At 61.8% G+C, this 26,549-nt stretch carries 26 protein-coding genes; 6 read left to right on the top strand and 20 right to left on the bottom strand.

The genetic code is table 11. The features are described 5' to 3' along the window. Positions 1-26 precede the first annotated feature (26 nt). On the top strand, positions 27-1,742 hold the full coding sequence (locus tag JAO85_RS04720; protein ID WP_202787598.1) for a phosphatidylserine/phosphatidylglycerophosphate/cardiolipin synthase family protein: 1,716 nt from the start codon (positions 27-29) through the stop codon (positions 1,740-1,742). On the opposite strand, the gene JAO85_RS04715 is transcribed toward JAO85_RS04720, so the two are convergent. After that, the gene (locus JAO85_RS04715; RefSeq protein WP_202787597.1) at positions 1,696-2,739 is read right to left on the bottom strand and encodes a tRNA-dihydrouridine synthase; all 1,044 of its coding nucleotides are present in this window, start codon (positions 2,737-2,739) and stop codon (positions 1,696-1,698) included. The two genes, JAO85_RS04720 and JAO85_RS04715, sit on opposite strands and share 47 nt — an antisense overlap. A 172-nt stretch (positions 2,740-2,911) precedes the next feature. Here JAO85_RS04715 and JAO85_RS04710 point away from each other — a divergent pair, with 172 nt between their 5' ends. After that, on the top strand, positions 2,912-3,523 hold the full coding sequence (locus tag JAO85_RS04710) for a hypothetical protein (protein WP_202787596.1): 612 nt from the start codon (positions 2,912-2,914) through the stop codon (positions 3,521-3,523). An 11-nt stretch (positions 3,524-3,534) separates the two neighbouring features. Here the strand turns inward: JAO85_RS04710 and JAO85_RS04705 are convergent, their stop codons facing one another. The 6 genes from JAO85_RS04705 to JAO85_RS04680 form a co-directional block, all read right to left on the bottom strand. Beyond that, positions 3,535-4,749, bottom strand: a complete 1,215-nt coding sequence (locus JAO85_RS04705; RefSeq protein WP_202787595.1) for a class I SAM-dependent methyltransferase — start codon at positions 4,747-4,749, stop codon at positions 3,535-3,537. A 33-nt stretch (positions 4,750-4,782) separates the two neighbouring features. Next, positions 4,783-5,307: a GNAT family N-acetyltransferase gene (locus JAO85_RS04700; RefSeq protein ID WP_034348967.1), complete on the bottom strand. Its 525-nt coding sequence runs from the start codon at positions 5,305-5,307 to the stop codon at positions 4,783-4,785. Between the two features lie 267 nt (positions 5,308-5,574). Then, a complete protein-coding gene (locus JAO85_RS04695; RefSeq protein ID WP_003064341.1) occupies positions 5,575-7,014 on the bottom strand; it encodes a coniferyl aldehyde dehydrogenase in 1,440 nt (479 codons plus the stop codon). 180 nt (positions 7,015-7,194) lie between these two features. After that, positions 7,195-7,551, bottom strand: coding sequence for a hypothetical protein (locus JAO85_RS04690; RefSeq protein ID WP_012837300.1), 357 nt, complete (start codon positions 7,549-7,551; stop codon positions 7,195-7,197). A 29-nt stretch (positions 7,552-7,580) separates the two neighbouring features. Next, on the bottom strand, positions 7,581-10,193 hold the full coding sequence (gene clpB / locus JAO85_RS04685) for an ATP-dependent chaperone ClpB (protein ID WP_034359764.1): 2,613 nt from the start codon (positions 10,191-10,193) through the stop codon (positions 7,581-7,583). A 131-nt stretch (positions 10,194-10,324) separates the two neighbouring features. Beyond that, positions 10,325-11,245: a helix-turn-helix domain-containing protein gene (locus tag JAO85_RS04680; protein WP_237734719.1), complete on the bottom strand. Its 921-nt coding sequence runs from the start codon at positions 11,243-11,245 to the stop codon at positions 10,325-10,327. Positions 11,246-11,368: 123 nt separating this feature from the next. Here JAO85_RS04680 and JAO85_RS04675 point away from each other — a divergent pair, with 123 nt between their 5' ends. Beyond that, positions 11,369-12,262 (top strand): DMT family transporter, encoded by an 894-nt coding sequence (locus JAO85_RS04675; protein WP_202787594.1) that lies wholly within the window; start codon positions 11,369-11,371, stop codon positions 12,260-12,262. Between the two features lie 159 nt (positions 12,263-12,421). On the opposite strand, the gene moaE is transcribed toward JAO85_RS04675, so the two are convergent. Then, entirely contained in the window at positions 12,422-12,886 is a 465-nt protein-coding gene (gene moaE / locus JAO85_RS04670) for a molybdopterin synthase catalytic subunit MoaE (RefSeq protein WP_202787656.1), read from the bottom strand. 53 nt (positions 12,887-12,939) lie between these two features. Between moaE and JAO85_RS04665 the strand changes: the two genes are divergently transcribed. Both JAO85_RS04665 and JAO85_RS04660 read left to right on the top strand, forming a co-directional pair. Beyond that, positions 12,940-13,194: a hypothetical protein gene (locus JAO85_RS04665; protein WP_003057869.1), complete on the top strand. Its 255-nt coding sequence runs from the start codon at positions 12,940-12,942 to the stop codon at positions 13,192-13,194. Positions 13,195-13,197: 3 nt separating this feature from the next. Then, positions 13,198-13,524 carry a hypothetical protein gene (locus JAO85_RS04660; protein ID WP_039049945.1) on the top strand — a complete coding sequence of 109 codons (327 nt, stop codon included), beginning with the start codon at positions 13,198-13,200 and terminating at the stop codon, positions 13,522-13,524. A gap of 68 nt (positions 13,525-13,592) precedes the next feature. Here JAO85_RS04660 and JAO85_RS04655 read toward each other — a convergent pair whose 3' ends face one another. The 3 genes from JAO85_RS04655 to JAO85_RS04645 form a co-directional block, all read right to left on the bottom strand. Further along, the gene (locus tag JAO85_RS04655) at positions 13,593-14,180 is read right to left on the bottom strand and encodes a hypothetical protein (protein WP_039049946.1); all 588 of its coding nucleotides are present in this window, start codon (positions 14,178-14,180) and stop codon (positions 13,593-13,595) included. After that, on the bottom strand, positions 14,177-14,527 hold the full coding sequence (locus JAO85_RS04650) for a GIY-YIG nuclease family protein (RefSeq protein WP_012837293.1): 351 nt from the start codon (positions 14,525-14,527) through the stop codon (positions 14,177-14,179). Before JAO85_RS04650 ends, JAO85_RS04655 begins: the two co-directional genes overlap by 4 nt. Positions 14,528-14,698: 171 nt before the next feature. Continuing rightward, entirely contained in the window at positions 14,699-15,265 is a 567-nt protein-coding gene (locus JAO85_RS04645) for a TetR/AcrR family transcriptional regulator (protein ID WP_039049982.1), read from the bottom strand. A gap of 95 nt (positions 15,266-15,360) precedes the next feature. Between JAO85_RS04645 and JAO85_RS04640 the strand changes: the two genes are divergently transcribed. Further along, complete coding sequence (locus JAO85_RS04640; RefSeq protein ID WP_052263683.1) at positions 15,361-16,554, top strand: MFS transporter; 1,194 nt, start codon at positions 15,361-15,363, stop codon at positions 16,552-16,554. A gap of 108 nt (positions 16,555-16,662) precedes the next feature. Here JAO85_RS04640 and JAO85_RS04635 read toward each other — a convergent pair whose 3' ends face one another. From JAO85_RS04635 to JAO85_RS04595, 9 genes are all read right to left on the bottom strand, one after another. Beyond that, positions 16,663-17,016, bottom strand: a complete 354-nt coding sequence (locus JAO85_RS04635) for a recombinase family protein (RefSeq protein WP_003064321.1) — start codon at positions 17,014-17,016, stop codon at positions 16,663-16,665. Then, positions 17,013-18,440 (bottom strand): short-chain fatty acid transporter, encoded by a 1,428-nt coding sequence (locus tag JAO85_RS04630; protein WP_202787593.1) that lies wholly within the window; start codon positions 18,438-18,440, stop codon positions 17,013-17,015. Before JAO85_RS04630 ends, JAO85_RS04635 begins: the two co-directional genes overlap by 4 nt. A gap of 234 nt (positions 18,441-18,674) precedes the next feature. Next, positions 18,675-18,929 carry a molybdopterin converting factor subunit 1 gene (gene moaD / locus JAO85_RS04625; protein ID WP_039049984.1) on the bottom strand — a complete coding sequence of 85 codons (255 nt, stop codon included), beginning with the start codon at positions 18,927-18,929 and terminating at the stop codon, positions 18,675-18,677. An 11-nt stretch (positions 18,930-18,940) separates the two neighbouring features. Further along, a complete protein-coding gene (gene glp, locus JAO85_RS04620; protein ID WP_012837289.1) occupies positions 18,941-20,197 on the bottom strand; it encodes a gephyrin-like molybdotransferase Glp in 1,257 nt (418 codons plus the stop codon). Positions 20,198-20,211: 14 nt separating this feature from the next. Continuing rightward, complete coding sequence (gene mobB / locus JAO85_RS04615) at positions 20,212-20,754, bottom strand: molybdopterin-guanine dinucleotide biosynthesis protein B (protein WP_034359749.1); 543 nt, start codon at positions 20,752-20,754, stop codon at positions 20,212-20,214. A gap of 129 nt (positions 20,755-20,883) precedes the next feature. Next, positions 20,884-22,308, bottom strand: a complete 1,425-nt coding sequence (thrC, locus tag JAO85_RS04610; RefSeq protein ID WP_054073580.1) for a threonine synthase — start codon at positions 22,306-22,308, stop codon at positions 20,884-20,886. Positions 22,309-22,463: 155 nt separating this feature from the next. Continuing rightward, positions 22,464-23,660, bottom strand: a complete 1,197-nt coding sequence (locus JAO85_RS04605; protein WP_202787592.1) for a hypothetical protein — start codon at positions 23,658-23,660, stop codon at positions 22,464-22,466. A 91-nt stretch (positions 23,661-23,751) separates the two neighbouring features. Continuing rightward, a complete protein-coding gene (locus JAO85_RS04600) occupies positions 23,752-25,086 on the bottom strand; it encodes a homoserine dehydrogenase (protein WP_003064309.1) in 1,335 nt (444 codons plus the stop codon). 68 nt (positions 25,087-25,154) lie between these two features. Continuing rightward, the gene (locus tag JAO85_RS04595) at positions 25,155-26,444 is read right to left on the bottom strand and encodes a pyridoxal phosphate-dependent aminotransferase (RefSeq protein WP_003057902.1); all 1,290 of its coding nucleotides are present in this window, start codon (positions 26,442-26,444) and stop codon (positions 25,155-25,157) included. Positions 26,445-26,549: the final 105 nt, after the last annotated feature.

Raw genomic sequence — 26,549 nt, 5'->3', positions numbered from 1 at the left:
CGGTCATCATGGGTTACAAAGCAGCAATGACGGCTTCTATCTCCACATCGTCACGGCTGCAACCATCGAGGCAGCAAAAGCATCTGGCGCTGCTTGCCGGCGTCATAGCCGCGATGCTGCTCACAGGCTGCGCGGCATCGCTGCCCAAGGATGTGGAGCGCCCCGTCAGCACCGCATTGAGCCAGCCCCAAGGCACCGAGCTGGGCCTGTTCATCTCTCAGGCTCGCCCGGCCAAGGCAAAGCCAGACGCCTCGGCTTTTGCCTTGCTCTCCGGCCCCAAGCATGCCCTCAGCAGCCGCATGGCACTGGTGGAAAACGCACAGAAAACGCTGGATCTGCAGTACTACGCCATCCATGCAGACCAAAGTACCGGGCGACTGCTGCGCGCCGTCTTGCAGGCGGCCAAGCGCGGCGTGCGCGTACGCGTGCTACTGGACGACTTCCACAGCACGGGGCCGGACGCGCAGGTCATGCGCCTGGCTTTTGTGCCCAATGTGGAGATGCGCATGTTCAACCCGCTGGCCGGCTCGCGCGCCTCCACCATCGGCCGAGCCTGGACCCTGCTGACCGACTTTCAGCGCGCGCAGCAGCGCATGCACAACAAGCTGTTTGTGGCCGACAACACCCTGGCCGTGATTGGCGGGCGCAATCTGGGCGATGCCTACTTTGACGCCTCCAATGAAGGCAATTTTGTCGATCTCGATGTCTTGACCGGCGGCCCGGTCGTCAAGGATTTGTCGCGCAGCTTCGACCGCTACTGGAACAATGTTCGCGCCTACCCCGTGCAGTCGCTGATCAGCGAGCCTGACTTGCTCAAACTCAAAAAGCAGTTTGACCAGGAAGACGCCAGGAGCGAAGCCGAGCATGCCCGTAACACCACCGTCCCCAAACCGGAACCCGAAGACAGCCCTTTGAATCTGAACCAGATCCCATGGATCTGGGCCCAGGCCATGGTATTGGCCGACAGCCCCACCAAGATTCCTGCTGAAGGAGCGGAGCGGACTGCCGCCGATGAGTCATTCGAAGCAGCGGTGCTCAAGGCCGACGACGCCAACAGCCTCCCCCCCTTGGCCGCGCCGGCGCTGAATGCCGAGTCGGTGGTCGATGGTCTGCTGGCTCTGATTCGCTCTGCCAGGCGGGACTTGCTGGTCGTTTCGCCCTACTTTGTACCGGGGCCGGAGATCATGGATGCCTTTCGAACCGCACGCAGCAAAGGCGTACGCATCCGGGTACTGACCAACTCCCTGGCCTCCAACGATGCTCCACTGGCACATGCCGGCTATGCCCGCCACCGCAAGGCATTACTGGAGATGGGCATCGAATTGCACGAAATGCGCAGCGAAGCGGCCAATGTCAGCTCCGCCCTGCGCGCAGGCGGCACGGGCTCCAGCGGGGGCAGTTCCGGTGCTTCGCGGGCCATGCTGCACACCAAGCTGCTGGTCATAGACGGGCGGCTGGTCGCAGTGGGCTCCATGAATCTGGACATGCGCTCACGCCTGCAGAACACCGAGATCGCCGTACTGATCGCCAGCCGCCGCTTCAGCCAGCTGGCCGGCGACAGCATCGATGAAAGTCTGCCCGAAAACAGCTGGCGTGTGGATCTGAACACCAAGGGGCAACTGGTCTGGCGTGCGCCGCAGGACAGCGGGCTCAGTGATTCGTATTCCGAACCCGATGCCAGCCTGGGTCTGCGCCTTATGCTGCAGCTGCTCGGGCCTCTGGCTCCAGACAGTCTGCTTTAGGCATGGTTTGCGGCCAGGCCCATTCCTGCTGCAGATCACGCTGCGGCAGCGCCTGCACCCAGTCGCTGATGGCGCGTTGGTCGGTCTGGGTGCGCACTTCCTGATAAGCCAGCTCGGCCTCGGGAAAACGTCTGCGCATGAGGTTGAGCCACTGTTTGAGGCGACCCGCACGCTGGCGCGGCTCCAGATCCTCGCAGACCATATGCCAAAAACGCTGCACCTGGGGTACCAGCGCCAGCCAGTCAATGCCAGCGACCGCACTGACGCTGCCGTGCTCCACGGCGCGGCGCACGGCCAGGGCCAGACCCGGGTCGGCCACAATGCCGCGCCCCAGCATCAGATCGTCACAGCCCGAAACTTCGCGGCAGCGCAAGGCATCTTCCACAGTCCAGATCTCGCCATTAGCCACCACATTCACGCCCACCGCCTCGCGGATGCGTGGAATCTCTTCCCAATAGGCCGGCGGACGATAGCCGTCCAGCTTGGTACGCGCATGGACGACGATCTCACAGGCACCGCCCTGCTCCATGGCCTGGGCGCATTCGGTCATCAGCGCACGGTCGTTGAAACCCAACCGCATCTTGGCCGACACCGGCATCTGCGCGGGCACGGCACGGCGCACGGCGTCCACCACGCGCACGATCTGCTCGGGATCCTGCAGCAGCGATGCACCGCCACCATGGCGGTTGACCACCTTGGCCGGGCAGCCGAAATTCAGATCGATGCCCTCTGGCCCCAGGCGCGCCAGATTGGCAGCGTTCTCGGCCATGCTGACGGGGTCTGAGCCCAGCAGTTGCGCCCGCACCGGCACGCCGGCCAGCGTCCGGCTGCCGTTGCGCAGCTCGGGCATCGTGCGCAGATAGACCTTGTCCGGCAGCAGCGAGCCGCTGATGCGAATGAACTCGGACACGCAGCGATCCGCGCCGCCCACCCGGGTCAGCACATCGCGCAGCACAAAATCCAGCAGCCCTTCCATGGGCGCGAGCAGCAGTCTCATTTCAGATTCAAATCAGATTGACCTGTGGCGCTTATTCAGAAAACGCCAGCAGCTATTAATTCAGAAGCAATTGGCAAGCTTGGGCAGTAATGACTGGCCGATCCACTGCGAATTGGCGCAGATTCACACCAGTGTCATCGTCAGCCCATGCAATAGCGCATCCGCACTTGTAATGCGCCAGACAGAAGCAGCCATGATTTTGCAGAAAACCGCCAAGGCCCAGGAGGAACTTCAGCCCGGATCGCGCCAGCTGCCGCAGCGCGCGCGCTCCCTGCTGTTGCTGGCCGGCGGCAAGAGCATGGAAGAACTTGCTGCCATGCTGGGCAGCGATCATGCCGCACTGGCCCAGCAATTGGTGGAACAGGGATATCTTCAACTGATGCCAACCAGCGCCTCCAAAGAGCGCAGCCTGGCCACTCATCGAGCACCGCCTCTCGCCAAAGTTGGAGACAGCCCGGCCACACCAGCCCTGGCGCCAGCCGAAGAAGCCACTGATTCGACACCAGCCATCAATATGGCGGGCACGCGCATGTATTTATTCGATATGTGCGAGCGCCTGTTTGCCAACCGCCATGAGGCCCTGGCCCAGACATTGCGCACCCAGCTGCGCGAGGCCAGAGACCTGACCAGCTTGCGCAGCGCCGGTATCAGCCTGCTGACTGCGGTAGAGGAATATGCAGGCGAAGAGCGCGCACATTCGCTGCGCGAGAGGCTGGCCGCCCTGCTGGCGCACGGGGAAGCCGCTGATCCATCCTGCCAGGAACTGCAAGGCGCAGCGGCCTAGCAGCCTGGCTGTCAGCCCGCCTTGGCCAGACGCCAGAGCGAGGTCACTTCGGCAGAGCGCGCAATGTGCAGAGGGTCCTCTCGGTCCTGTACCTTGCCATGATGCGGGCGAACATCTTCACGCCCCAGCACCTTGAGTCCGGCGGCTTCAATCCAGCCCAGCAGCTCGTCACGCGTGCGCAGCTTCAGATGCTCGGCCAGGTCGGAGATGATGAGCCAGCCTTCGCCACCTGGCAGCAGGTGTGCCGCCAGCCCTTGCAGAAAGCCGCGCAGCATGCGGCTGTCTTCGTCATAAATGGCCTGATCGAGCACCGATGCTGCCTTGCCCGGCAGCCAGGGCGGGTTGCAGACAATCAGACCGGCCTGCCCTTGCGCAAACAGATCGGCATGCTGCAGCTCCACCCGGGAAGCATGACCCAGGCGCTGCAGATTCTCGCAGGCGCAGGCCAGCGCACGCTCGCTGGTATCGGTGGCGACCACCGACTTCACGCCGCGCTTGAGCAGCAATGCCGAGAGCACGCCCGTGCCGACACCAATATCCCAGGCCTGTTGAATACCGGCTGCGGGAATGCTCGCACGCGCCACCAGATCGAGATACTCGCCGCGCACGGGCGAGAAAACACCGTAGTGCGCATGAATGCGGGCGCCATCCAGGGCAGGAATCTCCACCCCCTTCTTGCGCCACTCATGGGCGCCGACCACCCCCAGCAGATCGCGCAGCGGCACCAGCACGGACTGCGCTTGCACTTCGGCCGGAACTGTGCCCCAGGCCTCGGAGCAGGCCTGACTCCAGTCAGGAGCCCGGCGCAAGGCGCAATGCCATTGCAAATCCAGCTCGATCAGAATGCTGGCCAACATGCGTGCACGCTGGGCCTGGGACTGGCGGTACAGATGAAAAGCATGGGGAAAGCCTGCTGCAGCAGGGCTCTTTGCCGGGCTCTTGCGTCGCGACTTCTTGTCCAGCCGGCGGCCCAGTGCCAGCAACAACTGACGCGCATTCTGAAAATCACCGCGCCACAGCAGCGACGCACCTTCGCTGATATGGCGAAACGCCGTATCAGCGGGCATGGTGTCATCGGCAACTTCGATGCGGCGGGGCTTGGGCAGGCTGCTTTCGCTGCGCCACAAAGCCGTATGGGCCTGGGCTTGCTCCTGCCATTGCAGCAGGTCGAAAGCAGATGCGGGAGCGCAGACTGAGGCCGCGAGCTTGCTGTTGGGAGACGTCACGGCCTGTCTTTCAGTGAGTGCTGAACGCTGTGATCAGCCGTTCAGAGGACGCTTGACGCGCACTTCTTCAATCTTGATGCTGCCAATCACAGCCGTCTTGGCCGTGGACATTTCACGCTTGAAGCCTGCCATTTCATGGAAACGCAAGGCACGCTCGTTGCGCAGCGGAATCCAGGCTGTCACATTGGTGCAGCCTTCTTCCAGCAAACCATCTCGGGCGGCATCCCACAGGGCAACGCCAACACCTTGATTCCAGTGCGAGGGAGCTGCATAGATAGCCCAGATCTCGCCGGTGGTCTGGCGGGACTTTTCATCACGGGAACGGTCAAAGCCGACAAAGCCAACGATCTTGTCGCCGTCAATGGCGACCTGGACCTGTGGCTCACAGTATTCAATAGCTTCGCGCCAGTAAGCCTGGCGCTTTTCAACCGAGGACATGGCCTTCAGTTGATCATCGGGAACCAGACCTCGATAAGCCTCCAGTGCGGAAGCAGTATGGATCTGGGCAATCGCTTTTGCATCGCGAAGAGTAGCGGGACGGACCTGGATACTAGACATGGAAAAACCGGGGCGGAAACATGTAAGAATAGAAGGGCGTAATTGTCTACAGATTCAGAGTTTTGGCACGCGGTGCAGTGGTTAGCCATTTGCTCAACTGCGGCTGTTCGCAATTTCTTGCTATGGCGCAATCTATGTGCTATGCGCTCCACTAAGCAGAGCAGCAAGCCCGCAACCATCAATGGTTTGCGTCACATTTGATGACAATCTGGCAAGCGCTCACGACAGCATCGAAGCGCTCAATCCCTGTTCGACGGCCAAGAAACTTCAGAGCCAGCGTCGCATGAAGTCCATCACCCGGTCGAATTTTTCCCCGAACGGCGGGTACAGCAGGGAAGTCGCCGCCCAGCGCGACTGCACGAAAACCGCCTTCTGGTGCACAAAGCGCAAAAAGCCCTGCTCTGCGTGATAGGCCCCCCAGCCGCTGTCGCCGACACCGCCGAATGGCAAGTTCTCATGCGCCACATGCAGCAAGGTGTCGTTCACACAGACGCCTCCGCTGACGGTGCGCATCAACACCGCATTGCGCTCGGCCTCGTCGTTGCCAAACCAGTACAGCGCCAGCGGGCGCGGGCTGGCGTTGATGGCATTGATCACGTCTTCGATATGCTCGTAGGAGATCACAGGCAGGATGGGGCCGAAGATCTCTTCCTGCATCAGCTGCATCTCGCCGGTGGCGCCGAACACCAGCGCCGGAGCGAACTGCCTCTCCACGGCCTCGCCCCAGGCCGTGGTGTCACCGTCCGCAGCCGGGGCAGCCGCTTCATGCATCCAGTGCACCTGCGCTCCCAGGCTTTGCGCCTGGCGCAGCATCTGCTTGAGTCGTGCCAGATGGCGCTTGCTGATGATGGCCGTGTAGTCCGGGTTGCCCGAGATGCGCGGGTACAGCTGCTGCACCGCCGCCTGATAGGCCTCGGCAAACTCCTGCTCCTTGCCGCGCGGCAGCAGCACATAGTCGGGAGCGATGCAGGTCTGCCCGGCATTGACCAGCTTGCCATAGGCCACCTTGAGCGCAGCGGCCTGCATATCGCAGTCCTGCGCAATGATGCAGGGCGATTTGCCCCCGAGCTCCAGTGTGGTGGGCGTCAGGTGCACGGCTGCCGCCTGCGCCACACGCCGCCCCACGGCCGTGGAGCCGGTGAACAGCAGATGATCGAATTGCAGACCCGAGAACTGCGTGGCCACGGCCACGTCCCCCTCGATCACGCAGAACTCTTCGGGTGCAAAGAACTGGGCGACCAGCTCGCCCATTTTTGCCGAGGTATGCGGCGTCAGCTCGCTGGGCTTGAGCATCACGCGATTGCCCGCCGCCAGAGCCGTGATGGCCGGCGCCAGCGATAGTTGCAGCGGATAGTTCCAGGGCGAGATGATGCCCACCACGCCCAAAGGCTGGCGCTCCACCCAAGCCTTGCCTGGCTGCAGCATCAGCGGCGTGCGCACGCGCTGACGCTTGCTCCACTTGGGCAGATGCTTGAGCGTGTGCCTGAGCATATTGCGCACCAGCATCAGATCCAGCATCTCGGTCCAGCGCTCGGAGCGCACGCCAAAGTCCTGCTCCACCGCCGCGCACAAAGCCGGGCCGTTCTCGTCCAGCATCTTCTGCAGACGCAGCAGTCTCTCCCGGCGCACCAGCAAAGGTACATCGACCTGCGTACGGCTGGCTTGGTACTGCAAGTCAAAAATGCGGTGCAAGTCCATGTAGTTCATGCCTGTCTGAAAATCCCAAGATCACAGTCCCGACCATACCGCGAGACTGCGTAAACACAGCGTAAAAAAAGAGCCTGATGCAACACTGCACAGGCTCTTGTGTGTTGACCGCGAAACAAGCCTGCGGCCCTTTATTGCCTCACCTGCTCCAAAGTATGAAGCCTGTGTAAGCGCTTGTCATTACGACTCGTGCACCTCGCGCGGCTGCACATCGGTCACATCGCCGGCACCGGGCAGAACGCCGCGGCGTCCGCGGGCTTCACGCTCATCCTTCTTGGCATCAGCATTGCCCGACGATTGCGCCATCCACTCGGCCCCCGAGCGGTACACCGTCTGCCAGCCGGCAAAGGGGCTCATGGCACCCATGCTCATGGGCACCACGGGCTGGCCCGTGAGCCTGGCCCACAGGGCGCGCGCACCCCAGGCCAGGGCGATGAGGCAGGCCACGGCCATCAGGCACAGGAAAAACACCAGGCCCACCAGCATCAGCATGATGCGGACGGCCCAGCGGGTTGCAGTGGCGGCGAAATCGTTCAAAGCAATACCTCTTTCTAGGGTTCAGGTCCTCAGGCAGCGCCTGCGGACTCGAACCGGAACACCCCGGGATCATTCACCGGGTCGACTGTCACAGCTATCGTACTCTTGGGCGGGAATTTCCCCTCAAGTAACAACTTGGACAGCGGGTTTTCAATACGCTGCTGGATTGCGCGCTTGAGCGGACGGGCACCGAACACGGGATCGAAGCCCACCTTGGCCAGTTCGGCCAGGGCCTGCTCGGACACCTGCATGCTCAGTTCCATCTTCTGCAGACGGCTTTCCAGCAACTTCAGCTGAATCCTGGCAATCGCCTCGATGTTCTTGGCATCCAGTGCATGGAAGACCACGGTTTCATCGATACGGTTCAAGAATTCGGGTCGGAAATGGTTTTTAAGTTCCCCCCAGACCGCTTCCTTCACATCATCGGCATCCTCGCCAACCATGGCCTGTATCAGATGCGAGCCGATATTGCTGGTCATCACGATCACGGTGTTCTTGAAGTCCACCGTGCGGCCCTGGCCATCGGTCAACCGGCCATCGTCCAGAACCTGCAGCAATACATTGAAGACATCAGGGTGAGCTTTTTCCACCTCGTCCAGCAGCAGCACGCTATAGGGCTTGCGGCGCACGGCTTCCGTCAGGTAGCCGCCCTCTTCGTAACCCACATAGCCGGGAGGCGCACCGATCAAGCGTGCCACAGAGTGCTTTTCCATGAACTCACTCATGTCAATACGCACCAGATGGTCCTCGCTGTCGAACAGGAAGCCTGCCAGCGCCTTGCACAGCTCGGTCTTGCCCACGCCCGTAGGGCCCAGGAACAGGAAGGAGCCAGTGGGGCGATTGGGATCGGACAGACCCGAGCGCGAGCGGCGAATGGCATTGGCCACGGCGCTGATCGCCTCCTCCTGGCCCACCACGCGCTCGTGCAGCTTGTCCTCCATGTGCAGCAGCTTGTCTTTTTCGCCCTGCATCATCTTGGCCACGGGGATGCCAGTGGCACGACTCACCACCTCGGCGATCTCCTCGGCTCCGACCTGGGTGCGCAGCAGCTTGTTGGCCGTCGCGCCGTCCTGACCCTCTTCCTTGGCCTGGGCTTCGTGCAGCTGCTTTTCGAGTGCCGGCAGCTTACCGTACTGCAGCTCGGCCACCTTGTTGAAGTCGCCCTTGCGCTTGAACTCCTCGATCTGTATGCGCAGCTGGTCCACTTCCTTGCGGATCTGCTCCGACCCCAGGGCGCTGGCCTTCTCGGCCTTCCAGATTTCCTCAAGGTCGGCGTACTCGCGCTCCAGGCTTTCGAGCTCTTCCTCGATCAGCTGCAGACGCTTTTGTGAAGCCTCGTCCTTCTCGCGCTTCATGGCCTCGCGCTCGATCTTGAGCTGGATCATGCGGCGCTCGAGCTTGTCCATCACCTCGGGCTTGGAGTCCATCTCGATCTTGATCTTGGCCGCGGCCTCGTCGATCAGGTCAATGGCCTTGTCGGGCAGGAAGCGGTCGGTGATGTAGCGATGGCTCAGCTCCGCAGCGGCAACGATGGCGGGGTCGGTGATATCGACGTTGTGATGCGCCTCGTACTTCACCTGCAAACCGCGCAGAATGGCAATCGTGTCCTCCACCGAAGGCTCGTCCACGATGACCTTCTGGAAGCGGCGCTCCAGAGCGGCATCCTTTTCGATGTACTTGCGGTACTCATCGAGCGTGGTCGCGCCCACGCAATGCAGCTCGCCACGCGCCAGCGCGGGCTTGAGCATATTGCCGGCGTCCATGGCGCCATCGGCCTTGCCGGCGCCCACCATGGTGTGGATTTCGTCGATGAAAAGAATGATGCGGCCTTCGTCCTGTGCGATTTCCTTGAGCACGGATTTGAGGCGCTCCTCGAAGTCGCCGCGGTACTTGGCACCGGCCAGCAGGCCCGCCATGTCCAGCGACAGAACTCGCTTGTTCTGCAGGCTCTCGGGCACTTCGCCGGCCACGATGCGCTGGGCCAGGCCTTCGACAATGGCGGTCTTGCCCACGCCGGGCTCGCCGATGAGCACGGGGTTGTTCTTACTGCGGCGCTGCAGCACCTGGATAGCGCGGCGGATTTCATCGTCGCGGCCGATCACGGGATCGAGCTTGCCGCTGCGGGCGCGCTCGGTCAGATCCAGCGTGTATTTCTTGAGCGCTTCGCGCTGGCCTTCGGCTTCTGCACTGTCCACGTTCTGACCTCCTCGCACGGCATTGATGGCCGCTTCCAGGCTGGATTTGCTCACGCCGCTTTGCTTGAGCAAGGCTCCGGCACGCGTGGCCGAGCCTGCGGCATCGGCCAGCGCCAGCAGAAACAGCTCGCTGGCGATGAACTGGTCACCGCGCTTGAGGGCTTCTTTTTCGCTGGCCTGCAGCAGCCGAGCCAGCTCGGAGCCGACCTGCACATCGCCTTGCTGCTGCACGCGCGGCAGATCAGCCATGGCCTGTTCTGCCAGGTTTTTGAGTTGTTGCACATTGCCGCCGGCGCGCTGCAGCAGCGCACGCGGGCCGTCGTCCTGGCGCAGCATGGCCACCAACAGGTGCAGAGGGTCGATGGTGGATTGATCAGCACCGAGCGCCAGGGACTGCGCGTCGGCCAAGGCTTCTTGGAATTTGGTCGTCAGTTTGTCAATTCGCATGGTTTGTCGCTTTCGCTCCAATCAGATTCATTGCCATTTATCTGATAGTCAAACAGGGGGTTTCAAGACCCGAATGCGCAAAAAACAGCAAAAAGCAGATCCGCAACCGCCCTGCTTGCGGTATATCAAGTTCAAGCATCGCGCCAGCACCGAGCCAGTTGCGTAGGAGTAAGCCCATAGTGCTTGCGAAAGCTGCGCAGCAAATGACTGGCATTGGCAAACCCCGTTTCGGCGGCCAGCCATGCAAGCTGCGGCGTGCGTCTTCTTGCACTGCCTGCGCTGCCCTGCAGGCGGGCGCAGACCTGCTGCAGACGTCGCTGCATGACCCAGTCATGCACGGTGCAACCCATGCTTTGATGGAACATGCGGGCAAAGTGATATTCGGACAAGGCAACGACCTGCGCCAGCGCGGGCAAGCTCAGGGCTCTGCTGTCGGCCAGATGAGCCTCCACATAGTCAAGCACCTTGCGCCGGGCCGTGGATGACAGGCCACCCAACGGCTTCAGCAGCTTGTGCCGCTGCCAGGGCGCCGCCGACTGCAGTACCAGCCGGTCCAGCACTTGCTGGCTCAGGCAGTCCGCCTGCCATATGTCATGAGCCCCACTCCAGTCCAGTCGCCACAGCGACTGGGCCCATTGCGCATAGATTGGGTCTAGGGAATAAATCTGCGGTGTCAGCGTAATGCTTCGCGGCTCGGCATCCAGCAGGCGCACCACACGGCCGGCCCAGGCAATATCCGAAACATACAGGTGCAGAAACTGCACAGGCTCACGCACCAGCCAGCGCGATTCATGCTCGGCCGGGAGAACGCAAAAGCGCCCTGCTTCGCCTCGGGCCAGTGCATCGTCCTTGAGTTGCGATCCCTGACCTCCGGTCAGATAGACAGACAGCGTGTGATGGCCTTGCTGGCGGTAGTGCACCTCATCATCGTGATTGGCCCAGATTGCCAATTCCAGCGACTGGCTCAAACCCGCTCTGCGCCTGATCTGGGCACGTGACCGAGCCAGTACATGACTCAGATGCGAAGGGGCGGATACAACGCTGGCGGGCATGCCTGCATTGTGGCGCCAGTCATCTGGCCGCGCTTGCTGCAGCGCCACAAAACCGCAGGAATGTGCAATGCAGAGCCAATCCAGGCGCGCAAGATCTGGTTCTTCCAAGCACCAAGACTTGCCATGCTTTTACCTCTTTATGCCCTGGTCGTGCTGATCTGGGGCTCCACCTGGATCGCTCTCAAGATGCAGCTGGGCAGCGTACCCGTAGAGCTGTCCATCGCCTATCGCTTTGGTCTTGCCGCCCTGGTGCTTTTTGCCTGGCTGCTGCTGACCCGCCAGTGGCGCGTCCCCCGCGGCGCAGCCATTCCACGCGTGCTGGGCCAGGGGCTATGCCTTTTCAGCATGAACTTTGTCTGCTTCATGCACGCCAGCGAGACCCTGACCAGCGGTCTGGCTGCCGTGGTGTTTTCCAGTGCCAGCATCTGGAATGCATTTCTGGCGCGAGTCATCTATGGCCGCAGGCTTGCGCCCAATGTGCTCGCAGGCAGTGCTCTGGGCCTGACGGGTCTGGTGATTCTGTTCTGGCCGGAGCTGCAACAAGGTCAGCACGCCAGCTGGCAAGGTCTGTTGTGGGCGCTGGGTGGAACGCTGTGTTTTTCCTGCGGGAACATGCTTTCTGCATCGCTGCAGGGCCTGGGCTACAAGCCGCTGCACACCAATGCCTGGGGCATGCTGGCCGGCACGCTGCTGCTGGTGGCGTATGCGCTGATCGCCGGTCTGCCCTGGCACTTTGACACCAGCCCGCAATACACAGGCGCGCTGCTGTATCTGGCCATTCCCGGCTCGGTGATTGCCTTTACTGCCTACCTCACACTGGTGGGTCGACTGGGCCCCGAGAAAGCCGCCTATGCCACGGTGCTGTTTCCCATAGTGGCGCTCAATATCTCGGCTGTGGTGGAAGGCTATGAATGGACTGGTGTGGGACTGCTGGGCTTGGCCCTGGTGATGGCCGGCAATGTGCTGGTCTTCAGGCCGCCACGCTGGCTGCAAGGCGTGAAGCTACAAAAGACATAGCGGTTTGCGCTTGACAGATCAGCGCAATAGCGCTTTTTGACTCTACAGCGCGACAAGACCCTTGCACCCGGAACAAGCAGGCTACGAGCCAGAGACACCAAGCAAGGACCGACCCGCCGCGCAGGTGTCGTCTCCCTTGGGGGAAGGCGCGTCAGCGACTCAGGGTGTAGCCCATCTCGCCAGAGCCTGTTCATCACTGACACGCGCATCCACCCAGCGTGCGCCTTGCTCGGTCTGCTCTTTCTTCCAGAACGGCGCTTCGGACTTCAGATAGTCCATGATGTACTCGCAGGCCTCGAAGGATTTGCTGCGGTGGGCGCTGCTCACCGCCACCAGCACAATCTGGTCCATGGGCTGCAGCAGGCCGATGCGGTGAATCACGCGCGCGCCATAGATGCCAAAGCGCGCCACAGCCTTGTCGATGATGGCCTCGATCGACTTCTCGGTCATGCCGGGGTAATGCTCGAGCTCCATGCTGGAGACGGCATCGCCCTCGTTGCGGTCGCGCACCGTGCCGACAAAGCTGCAGACCGCGCCCACGCGCGCATCGCCGGTGCGCAGGGCGGCAATCTCGGCAGAGAGGTCAAAGTCCCGGGTCTGAATGGATACACGTGCTTCGGTCATGCCTGCATTGTCGCAGGCCAGCATGGGCATGTCTGGCGCATTAGCATTGGGCCATGGCCACACAAACCATCAATCTGCCGGAGTACACGCTGTACCCCTCTCCGCGCAACGAGCACCGGATGATTTTCGAGTTCCAGCTCTTTGTGCCCTATCCCTATGAGCTGATCCACCTGCCCGACTACAACTTCAAGGGCAAGGCCACGCTGTTTGCTGCCCACCGCAAGCGCGACAACAAATCGGGCCAGCTCATTACCTGCGAGCTGGCCGTGGACATAGAGCGTTTCGAGCGCCTGTTCGAACCAAGCTAAGCCATGGACGACACCAGCCAAATTCAGCCGCCGACCAGCTTTGCAGAGCTGTTTCGCACGCGCAGCGGCAAGCTGTCCGCACCGATTGCCGAGGTCGTCGCACGCTATGAGCTATGCGAAGACCTGGCAAGCCATCTGACCGAGCAGGCACAGACGCTCTATCACTCGGGCAACTCCTCCGAAGAACAGGTGCTGCTGGGCATGCATGCGGGCTTGGCCGCGGAGGGCTCGGTCGTCACTGCGCCTGAGGCGGGCTGGATCGTGCAGCGCCTGGCCGAGCTGCTGGAATGGCGTACACCGCAGTTCTCCACTCCCGAAGACCCTGCCTGAAATCCCGGACGGAACCGGTTCTCAGCACTTTCAGACCCGCATTTTTCGCTTCAAACTCCGGAGCTAGATCAGAAGGCTCCGACAGGCGCATGCAGACGCTGCCAGGCCAAGGCCCGCCAGGCAGGCGTTCCATAGGCAGCGACCAGATCTCGCCCGATGGCGACCCAGGCCGGATCGGCCGGGTTCAAGCCCAAAGCCTCGATGAATGGCGCTTGCACGATGAAGCACTGGCGCCGATAAGGCAGCAAAAAGCCATCCGCCTGCTGTGCGAGCACACTGCGCGCCTGTGCGTACTCGCTGAACCAGATGTGCAGAAGAATGCCGCTACGCGGCACATGCCAGAAGCTGCCCATGTCATCACCCGGTGCTGCCAGCACTCCCAGCACCCGACGCGCCTGCTCCCAGCCGGCAAAGCCGACCTCGCGCGCCGCCTGATGCAAATGGTCGCGCAATGAGGCCGAGCCCGCAGCACCCTCGCGCCGCGCGCGGTTCAGGCGCACGCGGGCGCGCACCTTGAGTTCGTCGACCAGGGCCTGCGGCGAAACGAATCCGGAAACAGAACCGGCCCCCATGGCCGAAACCGACGGATCAATGGCTGCAGCACCACCGTGCAGCGCTTGGCCTGAACACATGGCATTCACGGTTTCACTGCTCATGGCTGTACCCCTTGCAGCTCTTGCTGCCACAGGGAAAGCAGGGCCTGAAGTTCGGCGTCATAGTCGAACAAGGGGTCGTCGCGCTCCTTCACGCGGTCCAGTACCTCAAAACGAAATGCCTGTGCGCCATGGCAAGCCCAGGCCTGGGCCAGTGCCGCATCGCGCCGGGAGCCATTGCTCAGCTCGAACCTCAGGCGGTTGAGTATTGCGTCCACGTTACGGCTGGCCCCCAGGCGCAACAAGTCAGCGGCATCGCAGCGCACCGCGTAGATGCCCATGGCGGGAAAAGCCTGTTTGTAGTCCCGCGTCAGCGCGCGCCGCGCCTGGGGATGGAGAGATGAAGTCATGACAGTGCTCCAGGTTGCATCGGAGCCTCCCGCGCTGGGCCCCTAGAACAACCATGGTCTGACAGAACATCGAAATCGAGCGTGAACACGCTGTCGAAAGCAAGGGTGAGAGCCTCTTGTGCGGGCAGGCGCCCCTTGGCACCTGTGAGCCGCGATTCTAGGGCAAGCGCCTCAGACCTGCTCAGGCACCAGTTGTTCGACCAGCTTGCGTCCAAACGCCACATCGGGCTGCAGACCATAAAGAATGCGATAGACGATGGGTGCCACCAGCTGATCCAGCATAGCTTCCACATCGGGAGCCTCTTCGCCACGCGCGCGGGCCCGGCCCAGCACGATGCCAAGCTGGTCGCGAATGATGTCCACGCAGGCGCAGGTCACCTGGTCTTCCTGGGTTGCCACCAAGGTATCGCGCAGCAAGGTGCGCCCCAGAGGCGAGCCCATTTCCTCGATGTATTGCTCGGTCCAGGCCTGCAGATCGCCATGCAGACTGCCCGTGTCCGCAGGTTCGGCAATGGGACGGATGCGCTCCAGCGCCACATCGGCCAGCAACTGCGGCAGATCGCCCCAGCGGCGATACAGCGTGGAAGGCGTCACGCCGGCCTCGGTGGCTATCAGGGGAAAGGTCAGCTCCTCGCGCGGCATGTGCTCCAGCAGTTTCCTCACCGCCTGATGCACGCTGGCCTGTACACGGGAGCTGCGCCCGCCCGGCCGGGATTGGACTGGGTCTTTTGCAATCATGGTCATTAAAGCTAAATATTTGCGTTAATGATGAATTAACGCAGAATACGCAAACGCAAAAAATTTGCTTTTATGGTAGCGGAGCCAGCTTTTCCATGTCCACATCCTCTGTATCCCTGACTGCGGTATCCAGCACCCGCAATATGGCTGCTGTCGCCCTGACCCTGGCCAGCTTTCTGGCGGCATCCAGCGCTCCCACGCCCTTGTATAGGCTCTACCAGCAGGCCTGGGGCTTTTCCTCGGGCATGCTGACCCTGATCTTCGCGGTCTATGCTTTCAGTCTGCTCGTCGCCCTGCTCACCATGGGCGCACTGTCCGATTACTTGGGCCGGCGCCCCGTCATTCTTGCCGCCCTGGGACTGGAGGCGGTCTCCATGCTGATGTTCGCCCATGCACAGGATGCGCAGGCTCTGCTCTGGTCGCGTGTGGTGCAGGGTTTTGCCACCGGCATGGCGAGCGCAGCCCTGGGCGCGGCCCTGCTCGATCTGGACCGTGAACGCGGTGCGTTGATCAATACGCTGTCTCCCATGCTGGGTATGGCAGCCGGCGTGTTCGGCGCCAACCAGCTGGCCAGCCACGGCCATGACGGCTTGCACCAGATCTACTGGTGGCTGCTGCTGGTCTTTGCGGCATCGGCCTGGGCCATTGCCGTGATGCCTGAAACCGTCAGCCGCCGCAGCGGAGCCCTGGCCTCCATGCGCCCTCGCATCCGCCTTCCCGCGCATATCCGCCCGGCCTTCCTGCGCATGGCACCGCTGGATATCGCCGCCTGGGCGCTGGCGGGCTTTTATCTGTCGCTAGGCCCCACCCTGCTGCGTGTGATCACCGGCTCCACCCTGATGGCAGGCCTGGCCGTGTGCATCAACACCCTGAGTGCCGCGGCGGCCATCTGGCTGCTGCGCCACTGGACGGCCCAGCGCATGCTGCGCTTCGGTGGCTCGGTTCTGCCGCTGGGCATCGTGATACTGCTGCTGGGCGTGGCCAGCCACAGCCTGATGCTGATGGTGGCCGCCTCCATCATTGCCGGTGCGGGCTTTGGCGTGAGCTTCCAAGGGGCGCTGCGCAGCGTGCTGCCGCTGGCCGAGCCACATGAACGCGGCGGCCTGCTGTCCACCATCTATGTGCTGAGCTATCTGGCCTTCAGCCTGCCTGCCATCGCCGCAGGCCTGCTGACCCAGAGCCTGGGGCTGGTGCCCACCACCTATGGCTATGGTCTGACGCTGATAGTACTGGGCTTGCTGGCACTGGCTGCCACAAGGCAGAAAGCGGTCACCCGGCATGGTGCATAAGCTGTGCGTTGCGGTCTTGCTCTACATTGCCTGACTCATTCGTCCCCGACCTCCATCAAAAAAGCCGTGCAGCAAACGCAGCACGGCTTTTTGATCGGCATGACGGCCTCAGGCCTGGATCGACTCGGCAGCCTTCCAGTCCGCGTAGCGGTTCAGTATGCGCTGCACTTGCCCATGGGTCCACTCACCGCCCTTGGCGGCCGCAATGCCCCGTGCATTGAGTTCAGCCGCCATGGCGCGGTGGGTCAGACCTTGTTGCAGCAATTCGGCGAACAGCGCTTCGTGCTGCCTGGCAAAGGCATCGGCCGCCGATTTACGTTTTTCCACCGTGGCGCGGATATTGGCCGCGCCGGCCGTGCCCAGCTTGACTCCGCGCTCACGCGCTTCAGCCAGAGCCTTGCGGGTACGGGCGCTGATCTCTGGGTTCACTTCGGTAGATGGCAAATCGGCGGTTTCGGTCATGGCATTACAGGGGGGATATAGCTCAGGGTCTGACCCAGGAACCATAACAGGAACAGCACCACGGGCGCATGAACCAGCAACTGCACAAAGTTGAAGCCGATCAGATCACGCGCCTTGAGGCCCAGCACACCCAACAGCGGCAGCATGTAGAAGGGGTTGATCAGATTAGGTAGAGCCTCAGCAGCGTTGTAGATCTGCACGGCCCAGCCCAGGTGGTACCGCAGATCATTGGCCACCTGCATCACATAGGGGGCCTCCACAATCCACTTGCCACCGCCCGAGGGCAGGAAGAAGCCCAGCACGGCCGAGTAGGTGCCCATCAGCAGTGCATAGGTGTCATGCGTGGCAAAGCTGGTGAAGAAGGTGGAGATATGGTGGGCAATGCTGGCACCGCCGTCACCCTTGACGTCCGTCATGATGGCCGCAATCGCGCCGTACAGAGGGAACTGGATCAGCACGCCGGTCGTAGTGGGCACGGCACGTGCCACGGCATCGAGAAAGCTGCGGGGGCGCCAGTGCAACAGCGCACCGGCCATGAGAAACAGCAGGTTGTAGGTGTTCAGCCCAGAGATTGCCTGAATGAAAGGCTTGCTCGAGAACTCCTCCACCATCCAGCCCACGGTCAGCGCCACCAGCAAGATGATGAGAATGGGGCTGTATTCCAGCCATTCACCGGGGCGGCTGGGCTTTTTGACTTCCTGCACGACTTCTGTGCCCAGGTCGACCTGGCATTGGGCCGCATCACGCGCGGTCTTCTCACCGGGTGCAGTCATGTAAGCCACGACGATGGAGATCACCATCAGCACGCCCAGCATCACGCCGGACTGCCAGAGGAAAATAGTCTGCGTGAACGGAATCACGCCGGTAATGGCCAGAATGCCGGGAGGCAGGCTGGCAGGGTTGGCCTGCAGCTGCGCTGCCGAAGACGAAATGCCCAGCGCCCACACGGCACCCAGACCCAGATAGACGGCGGCACCGGCGGCGCGGTAGTCCATCTTGATGTCGGTGCGGCGTGCCAGTTCCTTGACCAGCAGACCGCCGAACACCAGGCTCAGCCCCCAGTTCAGCAGCGAGGCGCTCAGCGCCACAAACGCCACCCAGGCCACGGCGCCACGACCGGTCTTGGGCACGCGGGCCAGCGCCTTGATGAGTGCAGATGCGGGCTTGGAGCTGGCCACCACATAACCGCCAATCACCACAAAAGCCATTTGCATGGTGAAGGGGATCAGACTCCAGAAGCCCTTGCCGAAGGCCTTGCTGGTTTCCTGCACCGGCGCACCAATGGCAAACGCTGCCAGCACCACGATGAAGATGCCGACCACGGCAAACACCCAGGAATCTGGGAACCACTTCTCCGCCCAGCTGGCGCAGCGCATGGCAAAGCGCGCAGAGCGGGTCTCCTCCATATTGACGTGAGTTGTCATGAGTAAGTGCTTTCTGTCTTTCTTGTAGAAAGCGCGGATTCTCCAAAATGAATCTCGTCAGATTCACGAAAATACGCCCAGGAAAACCCTAGTAAGCAATCTCACGATCAAGGCTGGCACCTGGAAACCGACAAACAGCAAAAAGGCCTGTGCAATCGGTTTGCACAGGCCTTCTGTGGACTTCAGGCTTCTTCAGAAACCGTTTTTAGAGGCTCACAAGCACTCAGAGACTCATCAGCCCCCCGTCACTGGCGGAAAAAATGCCACTTCGTCGCCATTGCTGAGCACGGCATCGGCATCGCAGATATCCTGGTTCAGCGCCATGCGCACAGCCTTGCCGGCAGCCAGCGCCTGGGCAGCCGCATCGCTGCGGCTCATCAGTTGCTCGCGCAATGCTCCCACTGTGGCTGCCGGAGTCTGCAGGCTTTCGCTGCCCGTGCCCAGAGCCTCCCGAATCGAGGCGAAATATCGAATCGTAACGGTCTTCATCTCCAACTCCATCAGGCCATGAGCTCGGTAAACGGGATAAAGCGCACACTGTCGCCCATGGCAACCGTGGTGCCGGCAGGGTTGTCCACCACGCCGTCGCCCCAAGCCGTGGAAGTCAGCACGCCCGAGCTCTGGTTTCTGAACAACTCCAGCCCGCCACGCTCGTTGTAGCGCACCCGCAAAAACTCTCTGCGCTTGTCGCCCTTTGGCCAAACGAAATCGGCGCGCGCTTCGATGGCTCGCGGCAGCACATGCTGCACGCCCTGCAGACGCAGCAGGAACGGGCGCACCAGCACCTGGAAGGTGACAAAGCTGGAGACCGGGTTGCCCGGCAGACCGATGAAATGCGCAAAGCCCGTGCCGGACTCGCGATTGACGCGGCCATAGGCAAAAGGCTTGCCAGGCTTGATGTTGATCTGCCAGAGGTCCAGCTGACCCAGCTCCTGCACTGCGGGCTTGATATGGTCTTCCTCGCCCACGGAGACGCCGCCGCTGGTGACGATCACGTCGTGGTCCATGGCGGCATCGGCCAGCGCGGCGATCGTGGCCTCGCGGTCATCGGGAACAATGCCCAGATCCGTCACCTCGCAGCCCATGCGCAGCAGCAATGCACGCAGGAAGAAGCGGTTGCTGTTGTAGATGCTGCCCGCTGGCATGTCCTGCGGTGCCACGGTACCGGGCATGACCAGTTCGTCGCCGGTGGAGAACAGGGCCACACGCGGCTTGCGTGCCACCTGCAGGCTGGCAAAGCCCATGCTGGCTGCAAGGCCCAGATGGGCCGGCGTGAGGCGGGTACCTGCCTCGATCACGGTCGCTCCTTGCGTGATGTCTTCGCCCGCGCGGCGAATCCACTGCCCAGCCCTGGGCTGGGCCTTGATGCGCACGCGGCCGTCCTCGAGCAATTCGCAGTCCTCCTGCATGACGATGGCATCGGCCCCGGCCGGCACGGGCGCCCCCGTGAAGATGCGGGCGACGGAGCCGGCAGCCAGCGCATCGGGCGAGGTGCCGGCAGGGATGCGCTGCGACACCGGCAGCACTGCAGCGCCGTCGGCACATTCGGCGATGCGCACCGCATAGCCATCCATGGCCGAGTTGTCCTGAGGCGGCACCTGTAGCGGCGAAACGGCGGCCTGCAGCAGCACGCGGCCATCGGCATCAAAGGTGTCCACCATCTGTGCGCCGGCCTGGGGCTGGGCATGGGCCAGCAGCTCCTGCAGGGCTTCATCCAGAGGCTTGAGCGGCTTGCGAGGCGTCTGTGGTGCTTGCATTGCTGTGTCTTTCCTTAGTTCTTGTATTGCAGAGAGTCCGAATGAGCCAGCAGCCATTGCAGCACAAGCTGGGGCTGGTTGAGATCCAGCACGGGCTGGACAGGCACTTGAGGCAGGTCATGGGCAGCGTCGGTGGCAACTGCCAGCACCCTAGGGTCATGCGCAAACAGCGGCTCCAGGCTCTTGCCCTTGTCCAGCCTGTCCTGCTGCTGCCGCCAGACCTCTATCTTGGGCAGCTCGCCATGCTTGAAGCCTTCGACCAGCACCCAGTCCACGCTGGGGTCCAGCTGCGCCAGCATATGGTGCACGCTCAGCTGAGCAGGCTGCTCGTATTCGCGCATCAGCGCCATGCGTCTATCGGATGCGAGCAGCACTTCATAAGCGCCAGCCTTGCGGTGACGCCAGCTATCCTTGCCCTCGCGATCCACATCAAAGTCATGGTGGGCATGCTTGATGACCGAGACCCTGAGTCCGCGCTGCTTCATCAGCATCACCAGCGCCTCGACCAAGGCGGTCTTGCCCGCGCCCGAATATCCGGCAAAGCCTATGACCTTCATCTTGATTTCAATATGTTTTTGATAGCTACCAGCGCTCTATGGGCAAGCGCAAAATACCAATTTCATCCAAAGAAAAAAAGCACCTGTCGCCAAGCCACAGATGCTTTTCAAGCTTAACGCCGCAGGACTTTATCTGCAGTTTTCGGCGATAAAGGCCTTGACCTGGTCCACGTCGGAGGCCATGACGACCACACGCTTGGGCAGGTCTTCAATGCCGTTGAACTTGGCGGGACGGTCGGGCTGGCGGCCCAACGCTTCTTCGATCGTCGCGGCAAACTTGATGGGCAGAGCGGTTTCCAGCACCAGCATGGGCTCGGCGCCCAGATGCTCTCGCGCCACCTTCACGCCGTCGGCGGTATGGGTGTCGATCATCTGATCAAAGCGCTCGAAAGTGTCCTTGATGGTGGCCAGACGGTCGGCGTGCGTGCTCTTGCCGCTCACAAAACCGTACTTGCCGGCCGCATCCTTGAAGGCGGGATCTGTGCTCAGATCGAACTTGCCGGCCTTGGCCACGCCTTCGGCGAACAGCTGCCTGGTGCGCACGCCGTCGCGCCCCACCAGGTCGAACACAAAGCGCTCGAAATTGCTGGCCTTGGAGATGTCCATCGAGGGGCTCGATGTCTCGTAGGTATTGGCCGAGCCTCGCACCTGGTAGACGCCGGTGCGGAAGAACTCGTCCAGCACATCGTTTTCGTTGGTGGCCACCACCAGCTTGGCAATGGGCAGACCCATCTGGCGCGCCACATGGCCTGCGCAGATATTGCCGAAGTTGCCGGAAGGCACGGTGAAGCTCACCTTCTGCTCATTGGAGCGGGTGGCCTGCAGATAGCCGGCAAAGTAATAGACCACCTGGGCCAGCAGACGTGCCCAGTTGATGGAGTTGACGGTGCCGATCTTGTACTGGGCCTTGAAGGCGTGGTCGTTAGAGACGGCCTTGACGATGTCCTGGCAGTCGTCGAACACGCCTTCGATGGCGATGTTGTGGATGTTCTCGTCCTGCAGGCTGAACATCTGCGCCTGCTGGAAAGGGCTCATGCGGCCGTGTGGGCTGGTCATGAAGACGCGCACGCCCTTTTTGCCGCGCATGGCGTATTCGGCCGCGCTGCCGGTGTCCCCGCTAGTGGCGCCAAGGATATTCAGTTCCTCGTTGCGGCGGGCCAGTTCGTACTCGAACAGATTGCCCAGCAGCTGCATGGCCATGTCCTTGAAGGCCAACGTGGGGCCGTTGGACAGGGCTTCGATGTGCAGCACGCCGTCGAGTTGACGCACGGGCACGATGGCGTCGCTGCCAAAGACTTCCCTGGTATAGGTCTTGGCACACAGGGCGCGCAGATCCTCGGCAGGAATGTCGTCGATATAGAGCGACAGAATCTCGAAGGCCAGGGCCGCATAGCCCTTGTTGGCCAGCGTCTCGCGCAGCTGGCTCAGCTTGGCATCGTCGATCCGGGGATACTCGACGGGCAGGTACAGGCCGCCATCGGGAGCCAGGCCTTCGAGCAAAATGTCGCAAAAACGCTTGCGGTCAGCATGGCCGCGGGTGGACAGATACAGCATCTCAAACTCGCCAAAAACTAAAATTCGGAACGGACAGCCAAACGGACAGAAGTCATGCCGCCAAGCCGACCATTATCGGTCAGCAAGCCCGATTTGACTGTGCGCGAATGCAGAGACCGGCCAACGCCATTGCCTCATATCGCGCCGGACGGGGCTCAGGGCTGGAAATAGCGTTGCGCCCCCGGCTTGATATAGGGCTTCAGCTCCTGGAACGGAACACTGACGCCGCTGCCAAGGCACACCCCCATGGCATGGCCTATGCCTGAAATCACAAAGCTCATCTTGTCGGGCTTGTCGAGCATCAGCGCCATGTACTGGGGCAGCAGCTCGGTGCACTCCTTGTCATCCTCGGAATGCCGGTTCACGGCCTTGCTCAGAAAACGCGACAGCCGATCACCAAACTCCAGCTTGTACTCGCCATATTTCACGTCCTTGAGCAGGCGGGTGAAGTCCATATAACCGCCCCGCAGCAAATCCAGCACAAAGGGGTCGTAATGATTGTTGGGGTGCGCGCCACCGCAACCGGTTGAACCGGACTCCACCACACTCATCAAGGCACTTGAGAGGTAGGTCACCTTGATCGATTCGTTATTGAAGTCCCCCAGTGAGCCTGCCGCCGGGCCAGCGTTCTGGTAGATCGAGCCCACACAGGCCAGCGCCTCCAGACTCATGCCCCAGTGGCGCTGCTCCAGAACGGTATTGGTCTGCGCCAGAATTTTGCTATCCGGGTGACGCGTGAGGCGCGGATACCAGAACTGGGTACGCGCATCGCGCACCGGCCTCCAGGCCAGCGTGGGGCTGACCACCACTTCCTTGCCCTGCTCCAGCTTTTGCTCGGCCACTTTCAGGTAGTCGTAGGGCGTGGCCTGTGCCGAGATGGCAACGCCCGATGCAATACCGCTGCCCGCACCTTGCACAATCGCCAACGTCACGGCCTCCACACCGAGTGGCGCTATCTTTTCAGGGTCATACTGCGCAATATGGGTAAGGGCTAGCGGCAGTTTTTTGCCGTGAATATCATCCACCCATTCACCTGCCAAAGCACTGCCTTGCTGGCGCAGTTGCCAAACGATGCGGCGCTGTTGGGAGTCGGTCAACACGGGAGGCTCGCCACCGCTTTCACGCGCCCAGTCGTTATTCAAAGGACGTGCCTCAGACAGCGCATTCAGCGAGCCCCGGAGTGGAATATCCACTCCATGCCGCAGATAGAAATAGCGCCCCTGGCGTTCACCATCCTCACCCGGCTTGCCCAGCTCCATCACCACCGCCGAGCCGCCCAGCGTGCCACGATAGACATCGACGGGCGCCGCTTGCGCACCCGCCGCCACCCAAAGCAAAAAGGCTGACGCCATAGGGCGCCAGCCTTTGAAGGAGTTTGCAATACCGACACCGCACTGAACAGGGAATAAACCGGTTTGAGTGCGACGGTACATGCTCAAGTCCTTAGTTCAGCTCTTCCTTGCGGATGCGGGTGATGGGAGCCAGCACCGTGGGCAGCCCCTGGATTTCGGCCAGGGCCTTGTCCATATCCCCTTCGCGGGTATCGTGCGTGAGAATGATCAGGTCGGTCTGAGTCGAGCCTTCGCCGCCCACTTCATCGGCTTCGCGCTGCAGCACGGCGTCGATGCTGATGCCGGCACCCGCCAGCAGGCCGGTGATCTTGGCCAGCACTCCGGCTTCGTCAGCCACGCGGATGCGCAGGTAGTAGCTGGTCACGACCTCGGCCATGGGCAGCACGGGCAGCTCGCTGCCAGCGGCAGCCAGGCTGCTGCTCTGGAAGGCCAGGGCTGGCACGCGGTGGGCAGGATCGGAGCCGTCCATGCGGGCGATATCCACCAGGTCGGCCACCACGGCGGAAGCGGTGGGCTCGGACCCGGCACCCTTGCCGTAGTACAGCGTGGTGCCCACGGCATCGCCGTTCACCACCACGGCGTTCATCGCGCCTTCCACATTGGCGATCAGACGCTTGGAAGGCACCAGCGAGGGGTGCACGCGCAGCTCGATGCCCTTGTCCGTGCGCTTGGTGATGCCCAGCAGCTTGATGCGATAGCCCAGTTGCTCGGCGTAGCGGATATCGGCACCGGCCAGCTTGGTGATGCCTTCCACATAGGCCTTGTCGAACTGCACGGGAATGCCGAAGGCAATCGCGCTCATCAGCGTGGCCTTGTGGGCCGCATCCACACCCTCGATGTCGAAGGTGGGATCGGCTTCGGCATAGCCCAGACGCTGCGCTTCCTTGAGCACCACGTCGAAGTCCAGGCCCTTGTCGCGCATTTCGGACAGGATGAAGTTGGTCGTGCCATTGATAATGCCGGCCACCCACTGGATGGAGTTGGCGGTCAGGCCTTCGCGCAAGGCCTTGATGATGGGAATGCCACCGGCCACGGCAGCTTCATAGGCCACCATCACGCCCTTCTCGGCTGCGGCCTTGAAGATTTCCGTGCCGTGCACGGCCAGCAGGGCTTTGTTGGCGGTCACCACATGCTTGCCGGCCGCGATGGCTTCCAGCACCAGGGCCTTGGCAATGCCGTAGCCGCCGATCAGCTCGACCACCACATCGATATCGGGGTTGGCGATGACTTCACGTGCATCGCCGACCACCTTGACCTTGTCACCCACCACGCTCTTGGCGCGTTCGGTATCCAAGTCGGCGACCATGGTAATTTCAATGCCACGACCCGCACGACGGCGAATCTCGTCTTGGTTGCGTTCCAGCACATTGAAAGTACCGCTGCCTACGGTGCCAATGCCCAACAGGCCTACTTGGATGGGTTTCATAAGTTCTAAGGTCAAAAAAGCGCTGAAGCGCTTGAAAATCAAGCGCCACCAGCTATCAAAAAGATGAGTTACGCGGCTTTCTCAGCCTTGGCAGGCTTGAGTGCCTTTTCTGCCGGCACTGCCTTGGGCTTGTCCGTGCCATGGCGCTTGCGATACTTCTCGAGGAAGGCTGCCAAGCGGTTGATGGCCTCGCGCAGATCTGCCTCATGCGGCAGGAACACGATGCGGAAGTGATCAGGCTCGGGCCAGTTGAAGCCCGTGCCCTGCACCAGCATGACCTTGGTTTCCTGCAGCACTTCGAGGAAGAATTCCTGGTCGTCCTGGATGGGGTAGACGGCGGGATCGAGGCGCGGAAACATGTACAGCGCGCCTTGGGGCTTGACGCAGCTCACGCCGGGAATGGCGTTGATCAGCTCCCAGGCCAGATCGCGCTGCACACGCAGGCGACCGCCCTCCTGCACCAGGGCGTCGATGCTCTGGTGGCCGCCAAGCGCCGTCTGCACGGCCCACTGGCCGGGCACATTGGCGCACAAGCGCATGTTGGAGAGCATGTTCAGGCCCTCGATGTAATCCTTGGCGGGCTTTTTGTCGCCCGAAATCACCATCCAGCCAGCACGGTAGCCGCAGGAGCGGTAGGCCTTGGAGAGGGAATTGAAGGTGATGGTCAGCACATCGATGGACAGGCTGCCCAGCGGCGTGTGCTTGGCATCCTCGTACAGCACCTTGTCGTAGACCTCGTCCGCGAAGATGACCAGGCCATGCTCGCGCGCCAGCTCCACGATCTGCAGCAGCAGCTCCCTGGAGTACAGCGCACCCGTTGGGTTGTTGGGGTTGATGACGACGATGCCCTTGGTGCGCGGCGTGATCTTGGCGCGGATGTCGTCCATATTGGGCATCCAGCCATTGGACTCGTCGCACATGTAATGCACGGGCGTGCCGCCGGACAGGCTGGTGGCTGCCGTCCACAGCGGGTAGTCGGGCGCAGGCAGCAGCATCTCGTCGCCGTTGTCCAGCAGCGCGTTGGTGGCCAAGCTGATCAGCTCCGAAGCACCGTTGCCCAGATAGATGTCGTCCAGCGTCACGCCCTTGATGCCCTGGCGCTGGGTTTCGTGCATCACGGCCTTGCGCGCCGCGAAGATGCCCTTGCTGTCGGAATAGCCGGCCGAGTTGGGCAGATTGCGGATCATGTCCTGCTGCACTTCCTCGGGAGCATCGAAGCCGAACACGGCCAGATTGCCGATATTGAGCTTGATGATCTTCTGGCCGTCGTCCTCCATCTTCTTCGCCGCGTCCATGATCGGCCCGCGGATGTCGTAACAGACGTTTGCTAATTTGGCGGATTTTTGAACGGTTTTCATGCGAATCAATGCAAAAGGATTTCAGGCACGCCAGGGCGCATTAAACGCCATGGTGAAACCTATAATTTAAGCACAGTTCCGCGCTGCAGCAATGTCCCCACCCTC

Origin of the sequence: Comamonas sp. NyZ500 (assembly GCF_016772095.1) — a bacterium.
Classification (GTDB): Bacteria; Pseudomonadota; Gammaproteobacteria; order Burkholderiales; family Burkholderiaceae_C; genus Comamonas; species Comamonas thiooxydans.
Note: the sequence above shows the minus strand (reverse complement) of the source record. Positions and strands in the feature narration are given on the sequence as shown.